Here is a 15,183-nt window from a genome sequence, read left to right on the forward strand (position 1 = left end):
ATCCCTAGAATGCCTAGACTTCCTCCGCTAGGGTAAGGACACGAAAGACCCCCGCGACGGGTGGAGCCGTCCGGGGGCGTGGCCACCAGCTGAAATGGAGCTGATGACGTGACCGACCTTATCCGCCGCCTTGCCGCTTGGGTGGGGTTCCTGGTCCTCCCTCCGGGAGAGGAGCGCGTGCCGTACCCTGCCCCCGTCGCCGCCCCCCCGGCCGATCCCGCCCCTGTCCCTCCCGCGCCACCGCAGCCCGTACGGACTCGACACGCCCCTCGATGCCACCGCCGCCAGGGCCGTACGACCGTACGTGACGGCCCATGAACTGCGAGAATGGCGAAGGGAGTCGGCGCCGGCGGCACTGGGGCAGGACATGCCCGGTCCGTACTGGATCCACGGGCTGGAGGTCGCGTGAGCCGACCGACCCGTCTGCTGCCCTGGATCACCGACGACCGCGACGGGCCGCTCTCCCGGCCGGCCGACGTCACGGAGTCCGTTCAGCTCGGTATGGGCGGCCAACTCCTGGACCATGCGCGCGAGATCCTGCCGGACGCCCCGCCCGGCGAACTCCGCTTCCTCGCCGAGCGTTTGACCCGGGCCCTCGATGATGCCCTCCGTGTCGCGGAGAGCCGGGGTCGGCGGCTGGACCAGCTGAACTGAGCCGAGCTGCCCGGCGGCCGCACATACGACGGCGCCCCCTGCCTGTGCGGGTCAGGGGGCGCCGTCGGGCTTTTCAGCGGCCGGTCACTTCACCGGCTCGGGCTCCGGCTCGCTCTCCGGCGCCGCCTCGCCCGCCGGGTCGACCGGCGTCCTGACGGAGTCGAGGAGCAACTGGGCGACGTCCACGACCTGGATGGACTCCTTGGCCTTGCCGTCGTTCTTCTTGCCGTTCACGGAGTCCGTGAGCATCACGAGGCAGAACGGGCAGGCCGTCGAGACGATGTCGGGGTTGAGGGAGAGGGCCTCGTCGACGCGCTCGTTGTTGATGCGCTTGCCGATCCGCTCCTCCATCCACATCCGCGCGCCACCGGCGCCACAGCAGAAGCCGCGCTCCTTGTGGCGGTGCATCTCCTCGTTGCGCAGGCCCGGGACCTTGCCGATGATCTCGCGCGGGGGCGTGTAGATCTTGTTGTGGCGGCCCAGGTAGCACGGGTCGTGGTAGGTGATGATGCCCTCGACCGGGGTGACCGGGATCAGCTTGCCCTCGTCCACCAGGTGCTGGAGCAGCTGGGTGTGGTGGATGACCTCGTAGTCGCCGCCGAGCTGCGGGTACTCGTTGCCGAGCGTGTTGAGGCAGTGCGGGCACGTGGCGACGATCTTCTTCGCCGACTTCGGCTTCCTCGACTCCGCCGTGACCTTGCCCTCGTCGTCCAGCTCCTCGCCGAACGCCGTGTTCAGGGCCATGACGTTCTCCATGCCGAGCTCCTGGAACAGGGGCTCGTTGCCGAGACGGCGGGCGGAGTCACCGGTGCACTTCTCGTCGCCGCCCATGATCGCGAACTTCACGCCCGCGATGTGGAGGAGCTCCGCGAAGGCCTTCGTCGTCTTCTTGGCGCGGTCCTCGAGGGCGCCGGCGCAGCCGACCCAGTACAGGTACTCGACCTCGGTCAGGTCCTCGATGTCCTTGCCGACGACCGGGACCTCGAAGTCGACCTCCTTCAGCCACTCCAGGCGCTGCTTCTTCGCCAGGCCCCAGGGGTTGCCCTTCTTCTCCAGGTTCTTGAGCATCGTGCCCGCCTCGGACGGGAACGCGGACTCGATCATCACCTGGTAGCGGCGCATGTCGACGATGTGGTCGACGTGCTCGATGTCCACCGGGCACTGCTCGACACAGGCGCCGCAGGTGGTGCAGGACCACAGGACGTCCGGGTCGATGACGCCGTTCTCCTCGGCGGTGCCGATCAGCGGGCGCTCGGCCTCGGCGAGAGCGGCCGCGGGAACGTCCTTCAGCTGCTCCTCGGACGCCTTCTCCTCGCCCTCCACGGTCTTGCCGCCACCCGCGAGCAGGTAGGGCGCCTTGGCGTGGGCGTTGTCGCGCAGCGACATGATCAGCAGCTTCGGGGAGAGCGGCTTGCCGGTGTTCCAGGCGGGGCACTGCGACTGGCAGCGGCCGCACTCGGTGCAGGTGGAGAAGTCCAGCAGGCCCTTCCAGGAGAACTGCTCGACCTGGGAGACGCCGAAGACGTCGTCCTCGCCCGGGTCCTCGAAGTTGATCGGCTTGCCGCCGGAGGTCATCGGCAGCAGGCCGCCCAGGGAGGTCTCGCCGGTGGCGTTGCGCTTGAACCAGATGTTCGGGAAGGCCAGGAAGCGGTGCCAGGCCACACCCATGTCGGTCTTCAGGGCGACCGTGATCATCCAGATGAAGGAGGTCGCGATCTTCAGACCCGCGAAGAAGTAGGTGAGGTTCTGGAGCGTGGAGACGTCCATGCCCCGCAGCCACGACACCACCGGGTAGGAGATGAAGAACGAGGCCTCGTAGGCGTCCACGTGGTGCTGGGCGCCCTCCAGCGCGTGCAGCATGAAGATGCAGACGCCGACGATGAGGATGACGCTCTCGACGAAGTACGCCTGGCCGAAGTTGGAGCCGGCGAAGCGGGACTTGCGGCCCGGCTTGTTCGGCTTGCTCAGCTGGCGGATCACGATCAGGACCGCGATGCCGAGCACCGTCATCGTGCCGATGAACTCGACGAAGATGTTGTACGGCGCCCAGTCGCCGATGACCGGCAGGATCCAGTCGGCCTTGAACAGCTGGCCGATGGCGTTGACGATCGTCAGCAGCAGGGAGAAGAAGCCGACCGCCACGAACCAGTGCGCCACACCGACGATGCCCCAGCGGTTCATCCGGGTGTGGCCGAGGAACTCCCTGGCCACGGTGAGGGTGCGCTGGACGGGCTCGTCGGTCCGCGTGCCGGCGGGCACGTTCTGGCCGAGCCGCATGAAGTTGTAGATCTGAAGGATGGCGCGGGCGAACAGGGCCACGCCGACCACGATCAGAACCAGCGACACGATGATCGCGGCGAGTTGCATTTCGGGGCTCCTCGGGCCTGCGAGGGACATTACTAAGCGGTAACTTATGCAGTCCGTTCGAGACTACCCGCATCTTTCCTCGCACTGTAGCCAGGTGCGGGGTGATCTGGGTCGCTGAGGGGCGCCTGACCCGGCAGGCAATCGGATCGTGTTATTCGTACCGAATTGCTACATTCATGCCTAACTTATAGCCGTGCTCTACGGGATCGCAGCCGCCACCGCCGCCCTCCTCCTCGCCGCCCTGCTCGCGGCGCTGCTCAGGGTGCCCGCCCGGCGGGCGGGGCTCGTCGACCGGCGGCGGCAGCGGCCGGTCCCGGTGGTCGGGGGGATCGCCGTCGTGGTCGTCACCTGTCTGGTCTCCTGGGCGGGGGAGTGGACGAGGGTCGCGCCGCTCGGCGAGGGGGTCGGGGAGCTGCTCGTCGCCGGTGCCGGGGTCGCCGTGCTGGGGCTGGTCGTCGACGTGTGGAGGCTGCGGGCGAGGGTCCTGGTCGCCGGTACGGCCGTCGCGGCGGCCTGCGTGGTGCCGTACGACGAGACGGGCATCTGGGGCGGGATCCTGGCCGTGGGCTGGATCGTCTTCGCCTCGCTCGCCTTCAAGGGGCTCGACCACGCCGACGGGCTGGCCGGAACGGTCGGGGTGGTCACCGCCTTCGGGGTGGGGGTCTGTGCCGCCGCCGAGGTGATGGACGGGCTCGCGGTGCTGCTCAGCGTGTTCGCCGCCGCTCTCACCGGCTTCCTGATGCACAACTGGCATCCCGCGCGGGTCGGCCTCGGAGCCGGCGGGGCGCTGTTCACGGGGTTCCTGCTCTCCTCGTCCGCCGTCTTCACGCGCGCGGGGTACGCGCTGGGGCCCACGGCGGGCGTGCTGTTCTGTCTCGGTGCCGTCGCCGCCGCCGACTTCCTGCTCGTGCTCCTCGCGCGCGGGACGGCCCGCCGGCCGCTGCTGCGGCGCGGCCCGGACCACCTCGCCCACCGGCTGCGGCGGCTCGGGCTCACGCCCCAGGGGGGCGTCGTGCTGCTGGGCGCCGGTTCCTTCTCCTCGGTGCTCGTGGGGGTGCTCGTGCACACCGGGTGGACCGGGCGGGGGGCCGTGCTGTGGGTGGCCGGCGGGGTGCTGCTCGCCGTGCTGGTGCTCGTTCGGGTGCCCGTTCAACCGCCGCAAACGGCTCGCCGGGATGTATCGACGCAGGTCAGAGGCCAGTTGCGTGTAAGGAACGGATAAGAGTTGAGTCCTACTGACTCAGCTCTGTTGACCGGGCGAATCTCCTCGTGCACACTTGAGCCTGTTCCACTCAAGTCAGCTGGAGGAATCAACCATGGCACGTGCGGTCGGCATCGACCTGGGCACGACTAACTCCGTCGTCAGCGTTCTGGAGGGCGGCGAGCCCACCGTCATCACCAACGCCGAGGGCGCCAGGACCACGCCGTCCGTCGTCGCCTTCGCCAAGAACGGCGAGGTGCTCGTCGGCGAGGTCGCCAAGCGCCAGGCGGTCACGAACGTGGACCGGACCATCCGCTCGGTGAAGCGCCACATGGGCACCGACTGGAAGATCCAGCTGGACGGGAAGGACTTCAACCCGCAGCAGATCTCCGCCTTCATCCTGCAGAAGCTGAAGCGCGACGCCGAGGCCTACCTGGGCGAGAAGGTCACGGACGCGGTCATCACCGTCCCGGCCTACTTCAACGACTCCGAGCGCCAGGCGACGAAGGAGGCCGGCGAGATCGCCGGTCTGAACGTCCTGCGCATCGTCAACGAGCCCACCGCGGCCGCGCTCGCCTACGGCCTCGACAAGGACGACCAGACGATCCTCGTCTTCGACCTCGGTGGCGGCACCTTCGACGTGTCCCTCCTGGAGATCGGCGACGGCGTCGTCGAGGTGAAGGCCACCAACGGTGACAACCACCTCGGTGGTGACGACTGGGACCAGCGCGTCGTCGACTACCTGGTCAAGCAGTTCCAGTCCGGCCACGGCGTGGACCTGTCCAAGGACAAGATGGCCCTGCAGCGTCTGCGCGAGGCCGCCGAGAAGGCCAAGATCGAGCTGTCCTCGTCCAGCGAGACCTCGATCAACCTGCCCTACATCACGGCGTCCGCCGAGGGCCCGCTGCACCTGGACGAGAAGCTGACCCGCGCTCAGTTCCAGCAGCTGACCGCGGACCTGCTGGAGCGCTGCAAGACGCCGTTCCACAACGTGATCAAGGACGCCGGCATCGCGCTCGGCGAGATCGACCACGTCGTCCTCGTCGGCGGCTCCACCCGTATGCCCGCCGTCGCCGAGCTCGTCAAGGAGCTGACCGGCGGCAACGAGGCCAACAAGGGCGTCAACCCGGACGAGGTCGTCGCCATCGGCGCCGCCCTGCAGGCCGGTGTCCTCAAGGGTGAGGTCAAGGACGTCCTGCTGCTCGACGTCACCCCGCTGTCCCTCGGTATCGAGACCAAGGGCGGCATCATGACCAAGCTGATCGAGCGCAACACCACGATCCCGACCAAGCGCTCCGAGATCTTCACGACGGCCGAGGACAACCAGCCGTCCGTGCAGATCCAGGTCTACCAGGGCGAGCGCGAGATCGCGGCCTACAACAAGAAGCTCGGCATGTTCGAGCTGACCGGTCTGCCGCCGGCGCCGCGCGGCGTCCCGCAGATCGAGGTCGCCTTCGACATCGACGCCAACGGCATCATGCACGTGACCGCCAAGGACCTGGGCACGGGCAAGGAGCAGAAGATGACCGTCACCGGCGGCTCCTCGCTGCCGAAGGACGAGGTCGACCGCATGCGCCAGGAGGCCGAGAAGTACGCGGAGGAGGACCACGCCCGCCGCGAGGCCGCCGAGACCCGCAACCAGGGCGAGCAGCTCGTCTACCAGACCGAGAAGTTCCTCAAGGACAACGAGGACAAGGTCCCCGGCGAGATCAAGACCGAGGTCGAGGCCTCCGTCGAGGAGCTGAAGGCCGCGCTCAAGGGCGAGGACACCGCCGAGATCCGCACCGCCACCGAGAAGGTCGCGGCCGTCTCGCAGAAGCTCGGCCAGGCCATGTACGCCGACGCCCAGGGTGCGCAGGCCGCCGCGGGCGGTGCCGCCGGCGCCGAGGCCCCGAAGGCCGACGACGACGTCGTGGACGCCGAGATCGTCGACGACGAGCGCAAGGACGGTGCCGCGTGACGGAGGAGACCCCGGGCTTCGAGGAGAAGCCCGACGTCCCCTCCGGCGCCACCCCCGACGACGCCGAGCCGAAGGCCGCCCCCGAGGAGGGGGCGGCCCCGGCCGGGGACGGAGCAGCAGACGTGGGCCTGGTGGCCCAGCTGGACCAGGTGCGTACGGCGCTCGGCGAGCGCACGATGGACCTCCAGCGCCTCCAGGCCGAGTACCAGAACTACCGCCGCCGCGTCGAGCGCGACCGGATCGCGGTCAAGGAGATCGCCATCGCGAACCTCCTGACCGAGCTCCTGCCGGTGCTCGACGACATCGGCCGCGCGCGGGAACACGGCGAACTGGTCGGCGGCTTCAAGTCGGTGGCCGAGTCGCTGGAGACCGTCGCGGCCAAGATGGGTCTGCAGCAGTTCGGCAAGGAGGGCGAGCCCTTCGACCCGACGATCCACGAGGCCCTGATGCACAGCTACGCGCCCGACGTCACGGAGACGACGTGCGTGGCCATCCTGCAGCCCGGGTATCGCATCGGCGAGCGCACCATCCGCCCCGCGCGGGTGGCCGTCGCCGAGCCGCAGCCCGGCGCGCAGACCGTCAAGGCCGAGGACGCCGAGGAGAACTCGGCGACCGGCGCCGCCGACGACAAGGAGAACGGTGGCCCGGAGGAGGGCTGACGTAATCGCTGAAGACAGGAAGGAGGGGCGTCGGGGATGAGCACCAAGGACTTCATCGAGAAGGACTACTACAAGGTCCTCGGCGTCCCCAAGGACGCCACCGAGGCCGAGATCAAGAAGGCGTACCGGAAGCTCGCCCGCGAGTTCCACCCGGACGCCAACAAGGGCAACGCCAAGGCGGAGGAGCGCTTCAAGGAGATCTCCGAGGCGAACGACATCCTCGGCGACCCGAAGAAGCGCAAGGAGTACGACGAGGCACGCGCCCTGTTCGGCAACGGCGGCTTCCGCCCCGGGCCGGGTGCCGGCGGCTCCTACAACTTCGACCTGGGCGACCTCTTCGGAGGAGGAGGCAACGCCCAGAGCGGAGGCTTCGGCGGCGGACTCGGTGACGTCTTCGGGGGCCTGTTCAACCGCGGTGGCACCGCGGGCACCCGCACCCAGCCCCGGCGCGGCCAGGACATCGAGTCCGAGGTCACGCTGAGCTTCACGGAGGCCATCGAGGGCGCCACGGTGCCCCTGAGGATGTCCTCCCAGGCGCCCTGCAAGGCCTGCTCGGGCACCGGCGACAAGAACGGCACACCGCGGGTGTGCCCGACCTGCGTCGGCACCGGGCAGGTGGCGCGGGGCTCGGGCGGCGGGTTCTCGCTCACCGACCCGTGCCCCGACTGCAAGGGCCGCGGTCTGATCGCCGAGCACCCCTGCATGGAGTGCAAGGGCAGCGGCCGCGCCAAGTCGTCGCGCACGATGCAGGTCCGGATCCCGGCCGGGGTCACGGACGGCCAGCGCATCCGGCTGCGCGGCAAGGGAGCGCCCGGCGAGCGGGGCGGACCGGCGGGCGACCTGTATGTGATGGTCCATGTCGGCGAGCACCCGGTGTTCGGACGCAAGGGCGACAACCTCACCGTCACCGTGCCGGTGACGTTCGCCGAGGCGGCCCTCGGCGGCGAGGTGCGGGTCCCGACCCTCGGCGGCCCGGCCGTCACCCTGAAGCTGCCGCCCGGCACGCCCAACGGCCGCACCATGCGCGCCCGGGGCAAGGGCGCGGTCCGCAAGGACGGCACCCGCGGCGATCTGCTGGTCACCGTCGAGGTGAGTGTCCCGAAGGACGTGACGGGGAAGGCTCGTGACGCGCTGCAGGCGTATCGCGAGGCGACCTCGGGCGAGGACCCGCGTGCGGAGCTGTTCGAGGCCGCGAAGGGAGATTGAGCGAGATGGACGGCCGTCGGCGTAACCCGTATGAACTGACCGAGGAGACCCCGGTCTACGTCATCTCGGTGGCGGCCCAGCTCTCCGGACTCCACCCGCAGACGCTGCGCCAGTACGACCGCCTCGGTCTGGTCTCACCGGACCGCACCGCAGGGCGGGGCCGCCGTTACTCGGCCCGCGACATCGAACTGCTCCGCCAGGTGCAGCAGTTGTCGCAGGACGAGGGCATCAACCTGGCCGGCATCAAGCGCATCATCGAACTGGAGAACCAGGTCGCCGCGCTCCAGTCCCGCGTCGCGGAGATGCAGGCGGCCCTGGACGGCGCGGCGGCCGCGATGCAGCAGCGCGAGGCCGCCGTCCACGCCTCCTACCGCCGCGACCTGGTCCCGTACCAGGAGGTGCAGCAGACCAGCGCGCTGGTGGTGTGGCGGCCCAAGCGGCAGCAGTCCTCGGACTGACGGCACCTCGGTGCGGCACCGGGCCCGCGGACGTACACCGTCCGCGGGCCCTCGCCTTTTCACCGGCCCCGCGGCCGGCCGCCGCGGACGCGGTCAGCCGGGGAGCAGGTCGCCCGCCAGCTCCAGCGCCATCATCCACATCGGCTGTCCGCCGGTGCCGAACGCGGCGGCCAGCGCGTAGCCGACGGCCGCGTCCGTGGCGTCCGGGGCCGCGTCCCTGCGCCACTCGGCGAACACCCGCCCGTCGCCCCCGGAGGAGAAGTCGCCGAGGCGCTCCCGGCCGCGCAGCAGCCGGCTGCTCGGGATCGAGCCGGGCACCAGACGCCAGGAGCGGCCCGCGTACCGGACGTCGACGCGGTACGAACGCCGGGTCACCCGCCCCCTGGCCAGGTCCAGCTCGGCCGGGGCGCCGTCGACGGTGAGCGTCAGCACGGCGCCGTCCCGGGTGCCGATCGGCACATGGTCCGCCCTGTCCGTACCGGTGGTGCGGCGCAGTACGACCCGGGGCACCGACGCGCCCTCCACGACCACCTCGCCCTCCCGGCCGTCCAGCCGGACGGTGATCGCCCCGAAGAGGTCGTCGTCCGTGACGCTCTCGGGTGTCGGGTCTTTCGGCATGCGGTCGTTCCCTCGCTGTCGCTGTCCGGGCCGTACGCCAGGGGGACGCACGGCGGGGTGCTCACGTTCCCGGCGCCGCGCAGTTGGCCGGGTCTGATCGATCATCTGATCGATCAAGCTCCTTTGCCCTCTCATGGACTGCCCTTGGGATGGAGGGTCCGTAAAGAGTGTTTGGAGGCGATTCCGCTCCTCCTTCACAGGCTCAGCGGAGCGTGCTGTTGCGCACTCGTTAAGTAATTCCGCTTGACGCTGGGTGGCGGCTCCAAGTTGTCTTTTCAGACACCTGGGTCGTAAAGCAGCACCCACGTCCGGAACGCACCTGAAGTGAGCCCCCGAATGCGCCGTATCGCCATATCCGTGGCCGCGTCCACGATGACCCTCTCGCTCGCCGGCTGCGGCGTGCTGAACGCGACGGGGGACGGCGCGAGCGCGAGCCCGACGAAGGGCGACGACGTCACCATCGGGCTCCTGCTGCCGGAGAAGGCGAACACCCGCTACGACAAGTTCGACTACCCCATCATCAAGAACAAGGTCTCCGAGCTGACCGGCAAGAAGGGCGAGGTCCAGTACGCCAACGCCGACGCGGACGCCGGCCGGCAGACCGACCAGATGCAGCAGATGATCGACGACAAGGTCGACATCATCCTGCTCGACGCGGTCGACTCGCACGCCGTCGCCGGCGAGGTCAAGAAGGCCAAGGAAGCGGGCATTCCGGTCATCGCCTACGACCGGCTGGCCGAGGGCCCGATCGACGCGTACATCTCCTTCGACAACGAGCTGGTCGGCGAGGTGCAGGCCCGCTCGCTGCTGGCGGCCCTCGGGTCGGGCGTCGACACCTCCGACAAGGTCGTCATGGTGAACGGCTCGCCCACCGACCCGAACGCCAAGCAGTTCAAGCAGGGCGCGCTCTCCGAGCTGAACGGCAAGGTGGACATCGCGGCGAGCTTCGACACCACGGACTGGAAGCCGGAGAACGCCCGGGCCGAGATGACCGAGGCGATCAACAAGATCGGCAAGAACAACATCGCCGCGGTCTACGCCGCCAACGACGGCATGGCCGGCGGTGTCATCAAGGCCCTGGAGGCGGCCGGCGTCACCAAGCTGCCCCCGATCACCGGCCAGGACTCCGAACTCGACGCGGTCCAGCGGGTCATCGCCGGCGAGCAGTACATGAGCGTCTACAAGTCCTACCCGGACGAGGCCGAGGCCGCGGCCCAGATGGCCGTCGCCAAGGTGCAGGGCAAGGACATCCAGTTCGACGCCCTCACCCAGGACAAGGTCGACAGCCCCACCGACAAGGACATCCCGGCCAAGCTGGTCCAGGTGTCCGAGCTGACCAAGAGCAAGATCAAGGACACGGTCATCGAGGACGGGATCTACACCGTCGGCGACATCTGCACCGCCAGGTACAAGGCGGCCTGCGCGGCGATCGGCCTGAAGTAGCGGGCGACCGCGGCACGGTCAACCGGGGCGCGGGCCCGGACGTCACCCGCGTGTGCGGGACCGGCGTGCCGGACGACTGCACGAGACGCGGCGGCCGTCGGCGGGTTTTCGACGGTCGCCGCGTCACGTTCTGAGCGGCCCTCTCGCATCGCGCCACCCCCGTGCGCGCGATGCGACGGCCCCGGCCGAACGGGGGGAGTCCGGCCAGGGCCGCTCCGGGTGCCTGGGCACCCGGGGGAAGCGGGAACAACGATGCCCCTGTGACGATCGCGCCACCACCATCATCTTGTTGCAATGCGACGGGCGGAGGCCGGGAGGAACCTGTCCATAACGGCGCTTTACGTCGCCCACGGCCGAGCGAGCCGTGTTGCGGACCCGCTCCCGGCCGCGCATAGTTGCGCTGCGGAGGTGGCAGCAAGCCGGGGGTGGAATGGGCGATGGCCGGGCACGGAACGGAGGAGCATCCACACGGTGCCGACCGGCTGTGCGGGGCCGGGGACCGCGTGTATTCCCGCGCCGTACGCCGGGGACGGGTGCCGCGCACGGACGCGGTGCCGGTGCCCTGCCTGCTGGAGCTGGCCCTGCTGCACCCCGACCCCGACGACATGGACTGGCTGGTGCCCACCTCCCCGCAGGAGGTGATGACCCGGCTGCTGCGCGGGGTCTACGACGAGGTCAGGGAGAGCCAGCGGCGGATGGGCTCGGCGGTGGCCGCCTTCGAGTGGTACGCCGGCCTCGGCGGTGGGCTGCAGGCGCTGTCGGCACCCGGCGAGCACACGGCCATCCGCGTGCTGGACGGACTCGCCCGCATCCAGGCCGCGATCGACGAGGCGACCGAGGCGTGCACCACGGAGGTGCTGATCGTCCAGCCCGGCGGCATCCGGCGGGAGGACGAGCTGACCGAGGGACTGCACCGGGCGCTGGACCTGCGCGGCCGGGGCGTGCGCATGCGCGCCCTGTACACGCATGTGGCCCGGCACGGGCAGGGGCTGCTCAACTACCTGGAGTTGATGGGTGACGCGGTCGAGGCGCGCACCCTGGACGAGGTCATCGACCGGCTGATCCTTTTCGACCGCAAGGTTGCCTTCATCCCCGCCAACACCGAGCGCACGATGGCCCTGGAGCTGCGCCACCCGGCTCTGGTCGAGTACCTGGTCACGGTCTTCGAACGGCTGTGGCGCCTGGCGCTGCCGCTGACGGCCGCCCTCCCCGACAGCGGCATCGAGGGCATCTCGCACCGCGAGCGGTCCATCGCCGCGCTGCTCGCGGAGGGCCACCAGGACGCGGTGATCGCCGAGCGGCTCGGCATCAGCGTCCGCACCTGCCGGGCCCATATCGCCCGCCTGTCGGACACCCTGGGCGCGGCGAGCCGTACCCAACTGGGCGTGCGCATCGCCCAGGTGGGCCTGGACCAGCCCCGGCACCCCGCCCCGCCGGCCGCGGCCGCCGTACTCAGGGTTCCTGGTCAAGAATCCCCGACCGGGCGATGAGATAGCCGAGCTGGGCGCGGCTCTCGCTGCCGAGGACCGCGGCGAGTTTGGCGATGTGGACGCGGGCGGTGCGGATGTTCATGCCGAGGCGCTCCGCGACGGCGGCGTCGGTGAGGCCCTCGACGAGCAGGCCGGCGATGGCGCGCTGGCGGGGGGTGACGCCGTTCAGGGTGGGACGCTTCACGGTCTGCGGGTAGATGGGCGTGGCCAGCCGCCACAGCCGGTCGAAGGCTGTCACGAAGAACCGGAGCAGGGCCGGGTGGCGGACTTCCAGGGCGATCCGGCCGTCGTCGCCGGCCGGGACGAAGACGACGGTGCGGTCGATGACGATCAGCCGGTCCGGCAGCTCGTCCAGGGCGCGGGCCTCGACATCGCCCTGCAGCCGCTGGAAGCCGGCGTACACGGCGGGCACATGGCGCAGGGTGTGCTGGTAGAGGCCGCGCATCCGGGCGCCGCGGTCGAGCACCGCCTGGTCGCGCGCCGTGGCGGCCGTGCCCGCGGCCTCGCCGCGCCTGCCGGTGAGCCCGGCGCGCGACTGGATGGTGAGCACCTCCTCGCTCGCGTCGGCCATCGCCTCGGTGATGGCCCGGTTGATGCGCTCGGTGCCGCTGTGCAGCCGCAGCACCGGGGTGTCGGCGCCCACGTGGGCCGGCGTCTCGATCCGCGTCAGCGGCTCGAACTGCTCCACCAGCCGTTCCTGGCGCCGCCGTTCGGCGGCGATGCGGGCGGCCGAGAGGCCGAGCAGCCGGTGCAGCGCCGCGGTGGGAGTGACCGGCTCCAGCAGGCCGGGGTCGCCGGGGGCCGGACGCAGCAGCCCGGAGCCGATCAGACAGGGGGCGTCCGCCGCGTCCCCGGCTTGCAGGCGGCCGTCCCGCAGGGCGCGCTCGTACAGCGTGGCGCCCGCCTCGCAGAGTTGCCCGGGGCCGTGTTCAGGATGGCTCACGGGGTCGTCTCCCGCGGTTCGAGAAGGGTGGAGTCCGCTGTCAGGCAGCCGAGTCGGGCGCGGCTCTCGCCACCGAGGGGGGCCGCGACGGTGCGCCGGTGGGGTGTGACGCCGTTCGGGGCGGGGTGCTGGACGGCGCCCGCGTCGCGCAGATCCTCGGTCCCGTGCTCGCGGTGGCTCACCCGCCCGCCTCCTCCGGTTCGAGTATCCCGGACCTCGCTATCAGGTAGCCGAGCTGGGCCCTGCCCTCGCTGCCCAGGGTGACCGCGAGCCGGGCGATGTGGTCGCGGGCCGTGCGGACGTTCATGCCGAGGCGGTCGGCGATGACGGCGTCGGTGTGGCCTTCGACGAGGAGGGCGGCGATGGCGCGCTGGCGCGGGGTGACGCCGTTCAGGGTGGGCCGGCGGACCGGTTCCGGGTACATGGGGGTGGCCAGCCGCCACAGCCGGTCGAACGTGGTCGCGAAGTAGCCGACCAGCGCGGGATGGCGGACCTCCAGCGCGAGCGTGCCGTCGTCGTCGGCCGGTATGAAGGCCGCCTTCCGGTCCATGACGATGAGCCGGTCGGTCAGCTCGTCCAGGCAGCGGGCCTGGCTGTCGCCGGTGAGCCGTTCGTTGTAGCCGAGGATGGCCGGCAGATGGACCGCCGTGTGCTGGAAGAGGGTCCGGATGCGGCCGCCGCGGTCGAGCAGTCTCTGGTCACGGCGGAAGGCGGTCTCGCGGGCGGCTTCACCGCGCGGACCGACGAGTCCCGAGTAGTGCGGCTGGATGCACAGGACCTCCTCGTACGTCTCCTCCATCGCCTCGGTGAGGGCCTGGTTGATGCGCTGGGAGCCGCTGTGCAGGCGCAGCAGCGGGGTACCGGCGCCGGTGCCCGCGGCCTGCGGCCCGTCCGTCCGCAGCAGCGGCTCGAACTGCTCCACCAGCTGTTCCTCACGCCGGTACTCGTCCGCGACCCGGGCCCGGGAGCCGCGCAGCAGCTGGTTCAGGGCGGCGGCGGGGGCGACGGGTTCGAGGCGGGCGGGGTCGTCGAGGGCCGGGTGCAGCAGGCCGAGGTCGGTCAGGCAGGGGGCCTCGCCGGCCTCGTCGGCGCGCACGTGACCGTCCGTGAGGGCCTGGGTGTACAGCTTCACTGCGGCCGGGCACAGATCTTCGGCTCCGTGCTCCTGATGCGGCTTCGTGGTCAATCCGCCGCCACCTCCCCCTCCTCGTCCTCCTGCCTCAGGATCCCCGACTCGCCTATGAGAAAGCCGAGTTGGGCGCGGCTCTCGCTGCCGAGGGTGGCGGCCAGCTTGGCGATGTGGACGCGGGCGGTGCGGACGTTCATGCCGAGGCGGTCGGCGATGGCGGTGTCGGTGTGGCCTTCGACGAGGAGGGCGGCGATGGCGCGCTGGCGGGGGGTGATGCCGTTGAGGGACGGTTTCCGCACCGCCTCGGGGTACATGGGGGTGGCCAGGTTCCAGAGCCGGTCGAAGGTGGTCGCGAAATAGTCGACCAGGGCCGGGTGACGGACTTCCAGGGCGAGGGTGCGGTCCTTGTTCGCGGGGATGAAGGCCACCCGGCGGTCGATGACGAGCAGCCGCTCGGTGAGCTCGTCCAGGGTGCGGGCCTCCACGTCGCCGTGCAGCTGTTCGTAGCGGGCCATGGCCCTGGGCCGGTAACGCTCGGTGTGCTGGTAGAGCGTGCGGATACGGCCGCCGCGGTCGAGCAGGGCCTGGTCGCGTTCCAGGGCGAGAGGCACCACGCTGAGATCCCCGATGTTGTGGGGCTGGATGGTGAGGACCTCCCCCGTGAGGTCCTCCACGGCCTCGGAGATGGCGACGTTGATCCTGTCGAGTCCGCTCAGCAGCCGGATGCCCGCGGGGTCCGCCGGGCCGGTGCCCGGCGCCGCGAGGGCGAGGAGTGGTTCGAAGGCCTCGGTGAGGCGGACGCCCTGGCGGCGCCGGTGGGCTATGTCCTCGTCGACGGAGCGCAGCAGCCGGGGGAGGGCGACGGCGGGGGCCGTCGGCCTGAGGCGGTCCGCGTCATCGGTGTCGGGCCGCAGGAGTTCCGCGTCCAGGAGACAGGGCACCGCTTCGGCCTCGCGGACGGGGACATGGCCCTCACGCACCGCGCGGCTGTACAGTTCGAGGCCCGCCTCGCACAGCTCCTCCGCGGCGTGCTCCTGATGTGGCGGAGGGGTCAC

The 15,183-nt window shown here is 70.6% G+C and carries 14 protein-coding genes; 8 read left to right on the top strand and 6 right to left on the bottom strand.

Going from position 1 to position 15,183, the window contains the following annotated elements; genetic code table 11:
* Positions 1-405: 405 nt before the first annotated feature.
* The gene (locus AVL59_RS01725; protein WP_237281417.1) at positions 406-654 is read left to right on the top strand and encodes a hypothetical protein; all 249 of its coding nucleotides are present in this window, start codon (positions 406-408) and stop codon (positions 652-654) included.
* A gap of 84 nt (positions 655-738) precedes the next feature.
* Here the strand turns inward: AVL59_RS01725 and AVL59_RS01730 are convergent, their stop codons facing one another.
* Entirely contained in the window at positions 739-3,021 is a 2,283-nt protein-coding gene (locus AVL59_RS01730) for a (Fe-S)-binding protein (protein WP_067299442.1), read from the bottom strand.
* A gap of 193 nt (positions 3,022-3,214) precedes the next feature.
* Here AVL59_RS01730 and AVL59_RS01735 point away from each other — a divergent pair, with 193 nt between their 5' ends.
* From AVL59_RS01735 to AVL59_RS01755, 5 genes are all read left to right on the top strand, one after another.
* A complete protein-coding gene (locus AVL59_RS01735) occupies positions 3,215-4,243 on the top strand; it encodes an MraY family glycosyltransferase (RefSeq protein WP_067299443.1) in 1,029 nt (342 codons plus the stop codon).
* 94 nt (positions 4,244-4,337) lie between these two features.
* Positions 4,338-6,182, top strand: a complete 1,845-nt coding sequence (gene dnaK / locus AVL59_RS01740; protein WP_067299444.1) for a molecular chaperone DnaK — start codon at positions 4,338-4,340, stop codon at positions 6,180-6,182.
* Complete coding sequence (gene grpE / locus AVL59_RS01745; protein WP_067299445.1) at positions 6,179-6,841, top strand: nucleotide exchange factor GrpE; 663 nt, start codon at positions 6,179-6,181, stop codon at positions 6,839-6,841. The genes dnaK and grpE overlap by 4 nt, the downstream gene beginning before the upstream one ends.
* Positions 6,842-6,877: 36 nt before the next feature.
* Entirely contained in the window at positions 6,878-8,047 is a 1,170-nt protein-coding gene (dnaJ, locus tag AVL59_RS01750) for a molecular chaperone DnaJ (RefSeq protein WP_067299446.1), read from the top strand.
* Positions 8,048-8,052: 5 nt separating this feature from the next.
* Positions 8,053-8,505 carry a heat shock protein transcriptional repressor HspR gene (locus tag AVL59_RS01755; RefSeq protein WP_067299447.1) on the top strand — a complete coding sequence of 151 codons (453 nt, stop codon included), beginning with the start codon at positions 8,053-8,055 and terminating at the stop codon, positions 8,503-8,505.
* A gap of 93 nt (positions 8,506-8,598) precedes the next feature.
* On the opposite strand, the gene AVL59_RS01760 is transcribed toward AVL59_RS01755, so the two are convergent.
* Positions 8,599-9,123, bottom strand: a complete 525-nt coding sequence (locus tag AVL59_RS01760) for a hypothetical protein (protein WP_067299448.1) — start codon at positions 9,121-9,123, stop codon at positions 8,599-8,601.
* 336 nt (positions 9,124-9,459) lie between these two features.
* Here AVL59_RS01760 and AVL59_RS01765 point away from each other — a divergent pair, with 336 nt between their 5' ends.
* Together AVL59_RS01765 and AVL59_RS01770 are read left to right on the top strand one after the other, a co-directional pair.
* On the top strand, positions 9,460-10,566 hold the full coding sequence (locus tag AVL59_RS01765) for a sugar ABC transporter substrate-binding protein (RefSeq protein WP_067299449.1): 1,107 nt from the start codon (positions 9,460-9,462) through the stop codon (positions 10,564-10,566).
* 437 nt (positions 10,567-11,003) lie between these two features.
* The gene (locus AVL59_RS01770; RefSeq protein ID WP_067299450.1) at positions 11,004-12,056 is read left to right on the top strand and encodes a helix-turn-helix transcriptional regulator; all 1,053 of its coding nucleotides are present in this window, start codon (positions 11,004-11,006) and stop codon (positions 12,054-12,056) included.
* On the opposite strand, the gene AVL59_RS01775 is transcribed toward AVL59_RS01770, so the two are convergent.
* The 4 genes from AVL59_RS01775 to AVL59_RS01790 are packed head-to-tail and all read right to left on the bottom strand — an operon-like array spanning position 12,019 to position 15,183.
* Complete coding sequence (locus AVL59_RS01775) at positions 12,019-12,999, bottom strand: helix-turn-helix transcriptional regulator (RefSeq protein ID WP_067299451.1); 981 nt, start codon at positions 12,997-12,999, stop codon at positions 12,019-12,021. The two genes, AVL59_RS01770 and AVL59_RS01775, sit on opposite strands and share 38 nt — an antisense overlap.
* Positions 12,996-13,181, bottom strand: coding sequence for a hypothetical protein (locus AVL59_RS01780; protein ID WP_067299452.1), 186 nt, complete (start codon positions 13,179-13,181; stop codon positions 12,996-12,998). Before AVL59_RS01780 ends, AVL59_RS01775 begins: the two co-directional genes overlap by 4 nt.
* Positions 13,178-14,185, bottom strand: coding sequence for a helix-turn-helix transcriptional regulator (locus AVL59_RS01785; protein ID WP_067299453.1), 1,008 nt, complete (start codon positions 14,183-14,185; stop codon positions 13,178-13,180). The genes AVL59_RS01780 and AVL59_RS01785 overlap by 4 nt, the downstream gene beginning before the upstream one ends.
* A complete protein-coding gene (locus AVL59_RS01790) occupies positions 14,182-15,183 on the bottom strand; it encodes a helix-turn-helix transcriptional regulator (RefSeq protein WP_067299454.1) in 1,002 nt (333 codons plus the stop codon). The genes AVL59_RS01785 and AVL59_RS01790 overlap by 4 nt, the downstream gene beginning before the upstream one ends.

The sequence above is a fragment of the Streptomyces griseochromogenes genome, assembly GCF_001542625.1.
In the GTDB taxonomy this organism is placed as follows: Bacteria; Actinomycetota; Actinomycetes; order Streptomycetales; family Streptomycetaceae; genus Streptomyces; species Streptomyces griseochromogenes.

Excerpts from the sequence above, each read along its gene's own strand:
- AVL59_RS01730 (WP_067299442.1), bottom strand. The coding sequence starts at position 3,021 with ATGCAACTCGCCGCGATCATCGTGTCGCTGGTTCTGATCGTGGTCGGC.
- dnaK (WP_067299444.1), top strand. The coding sequence starts at position 4,338 with ATGGCACGTGCGGTCGGCATCGACCTGGGCACGACTAACTCCGTCGTC.
- dnaJ (WP_067299446.1), top strand. The coding sequence starts at position 6,878 with ATGAGCACCAAGGACTTCATCGAGAAGGACTACTACAAGGTCCTCGGC.
- AVL59_RS01755 (WP_067299447.1), top strand. The coding sequence starts at position 8,053 with ATGGACGGCCGTCGGCGTAACCCGTATGAACTGACCGAGGAGACCCCG.
- AVL59_RS01760 (WP_067299448.1), bottom strand. The coding sequence starts at position 9,123 with ATGCCGAAAGACCCGACACCCGAGAGCGTCACGGACGACGACCTCTTC.
- AVL59_RS01765 (WP_067299449.1), top strand. The coding sequence starts at position 9,460 with ATGCGCCGTATCGCCATATCCGTGGCCGCGTCCACGATGACCCTCTCG.
- AVL59_RS01770 (WP_067299450.1), top strand. The coding sequence starts at position 11,004 with ATGGCCGGGCACGGAACGGAGGAGCATCCACACGGTGCCGACCGGCTG.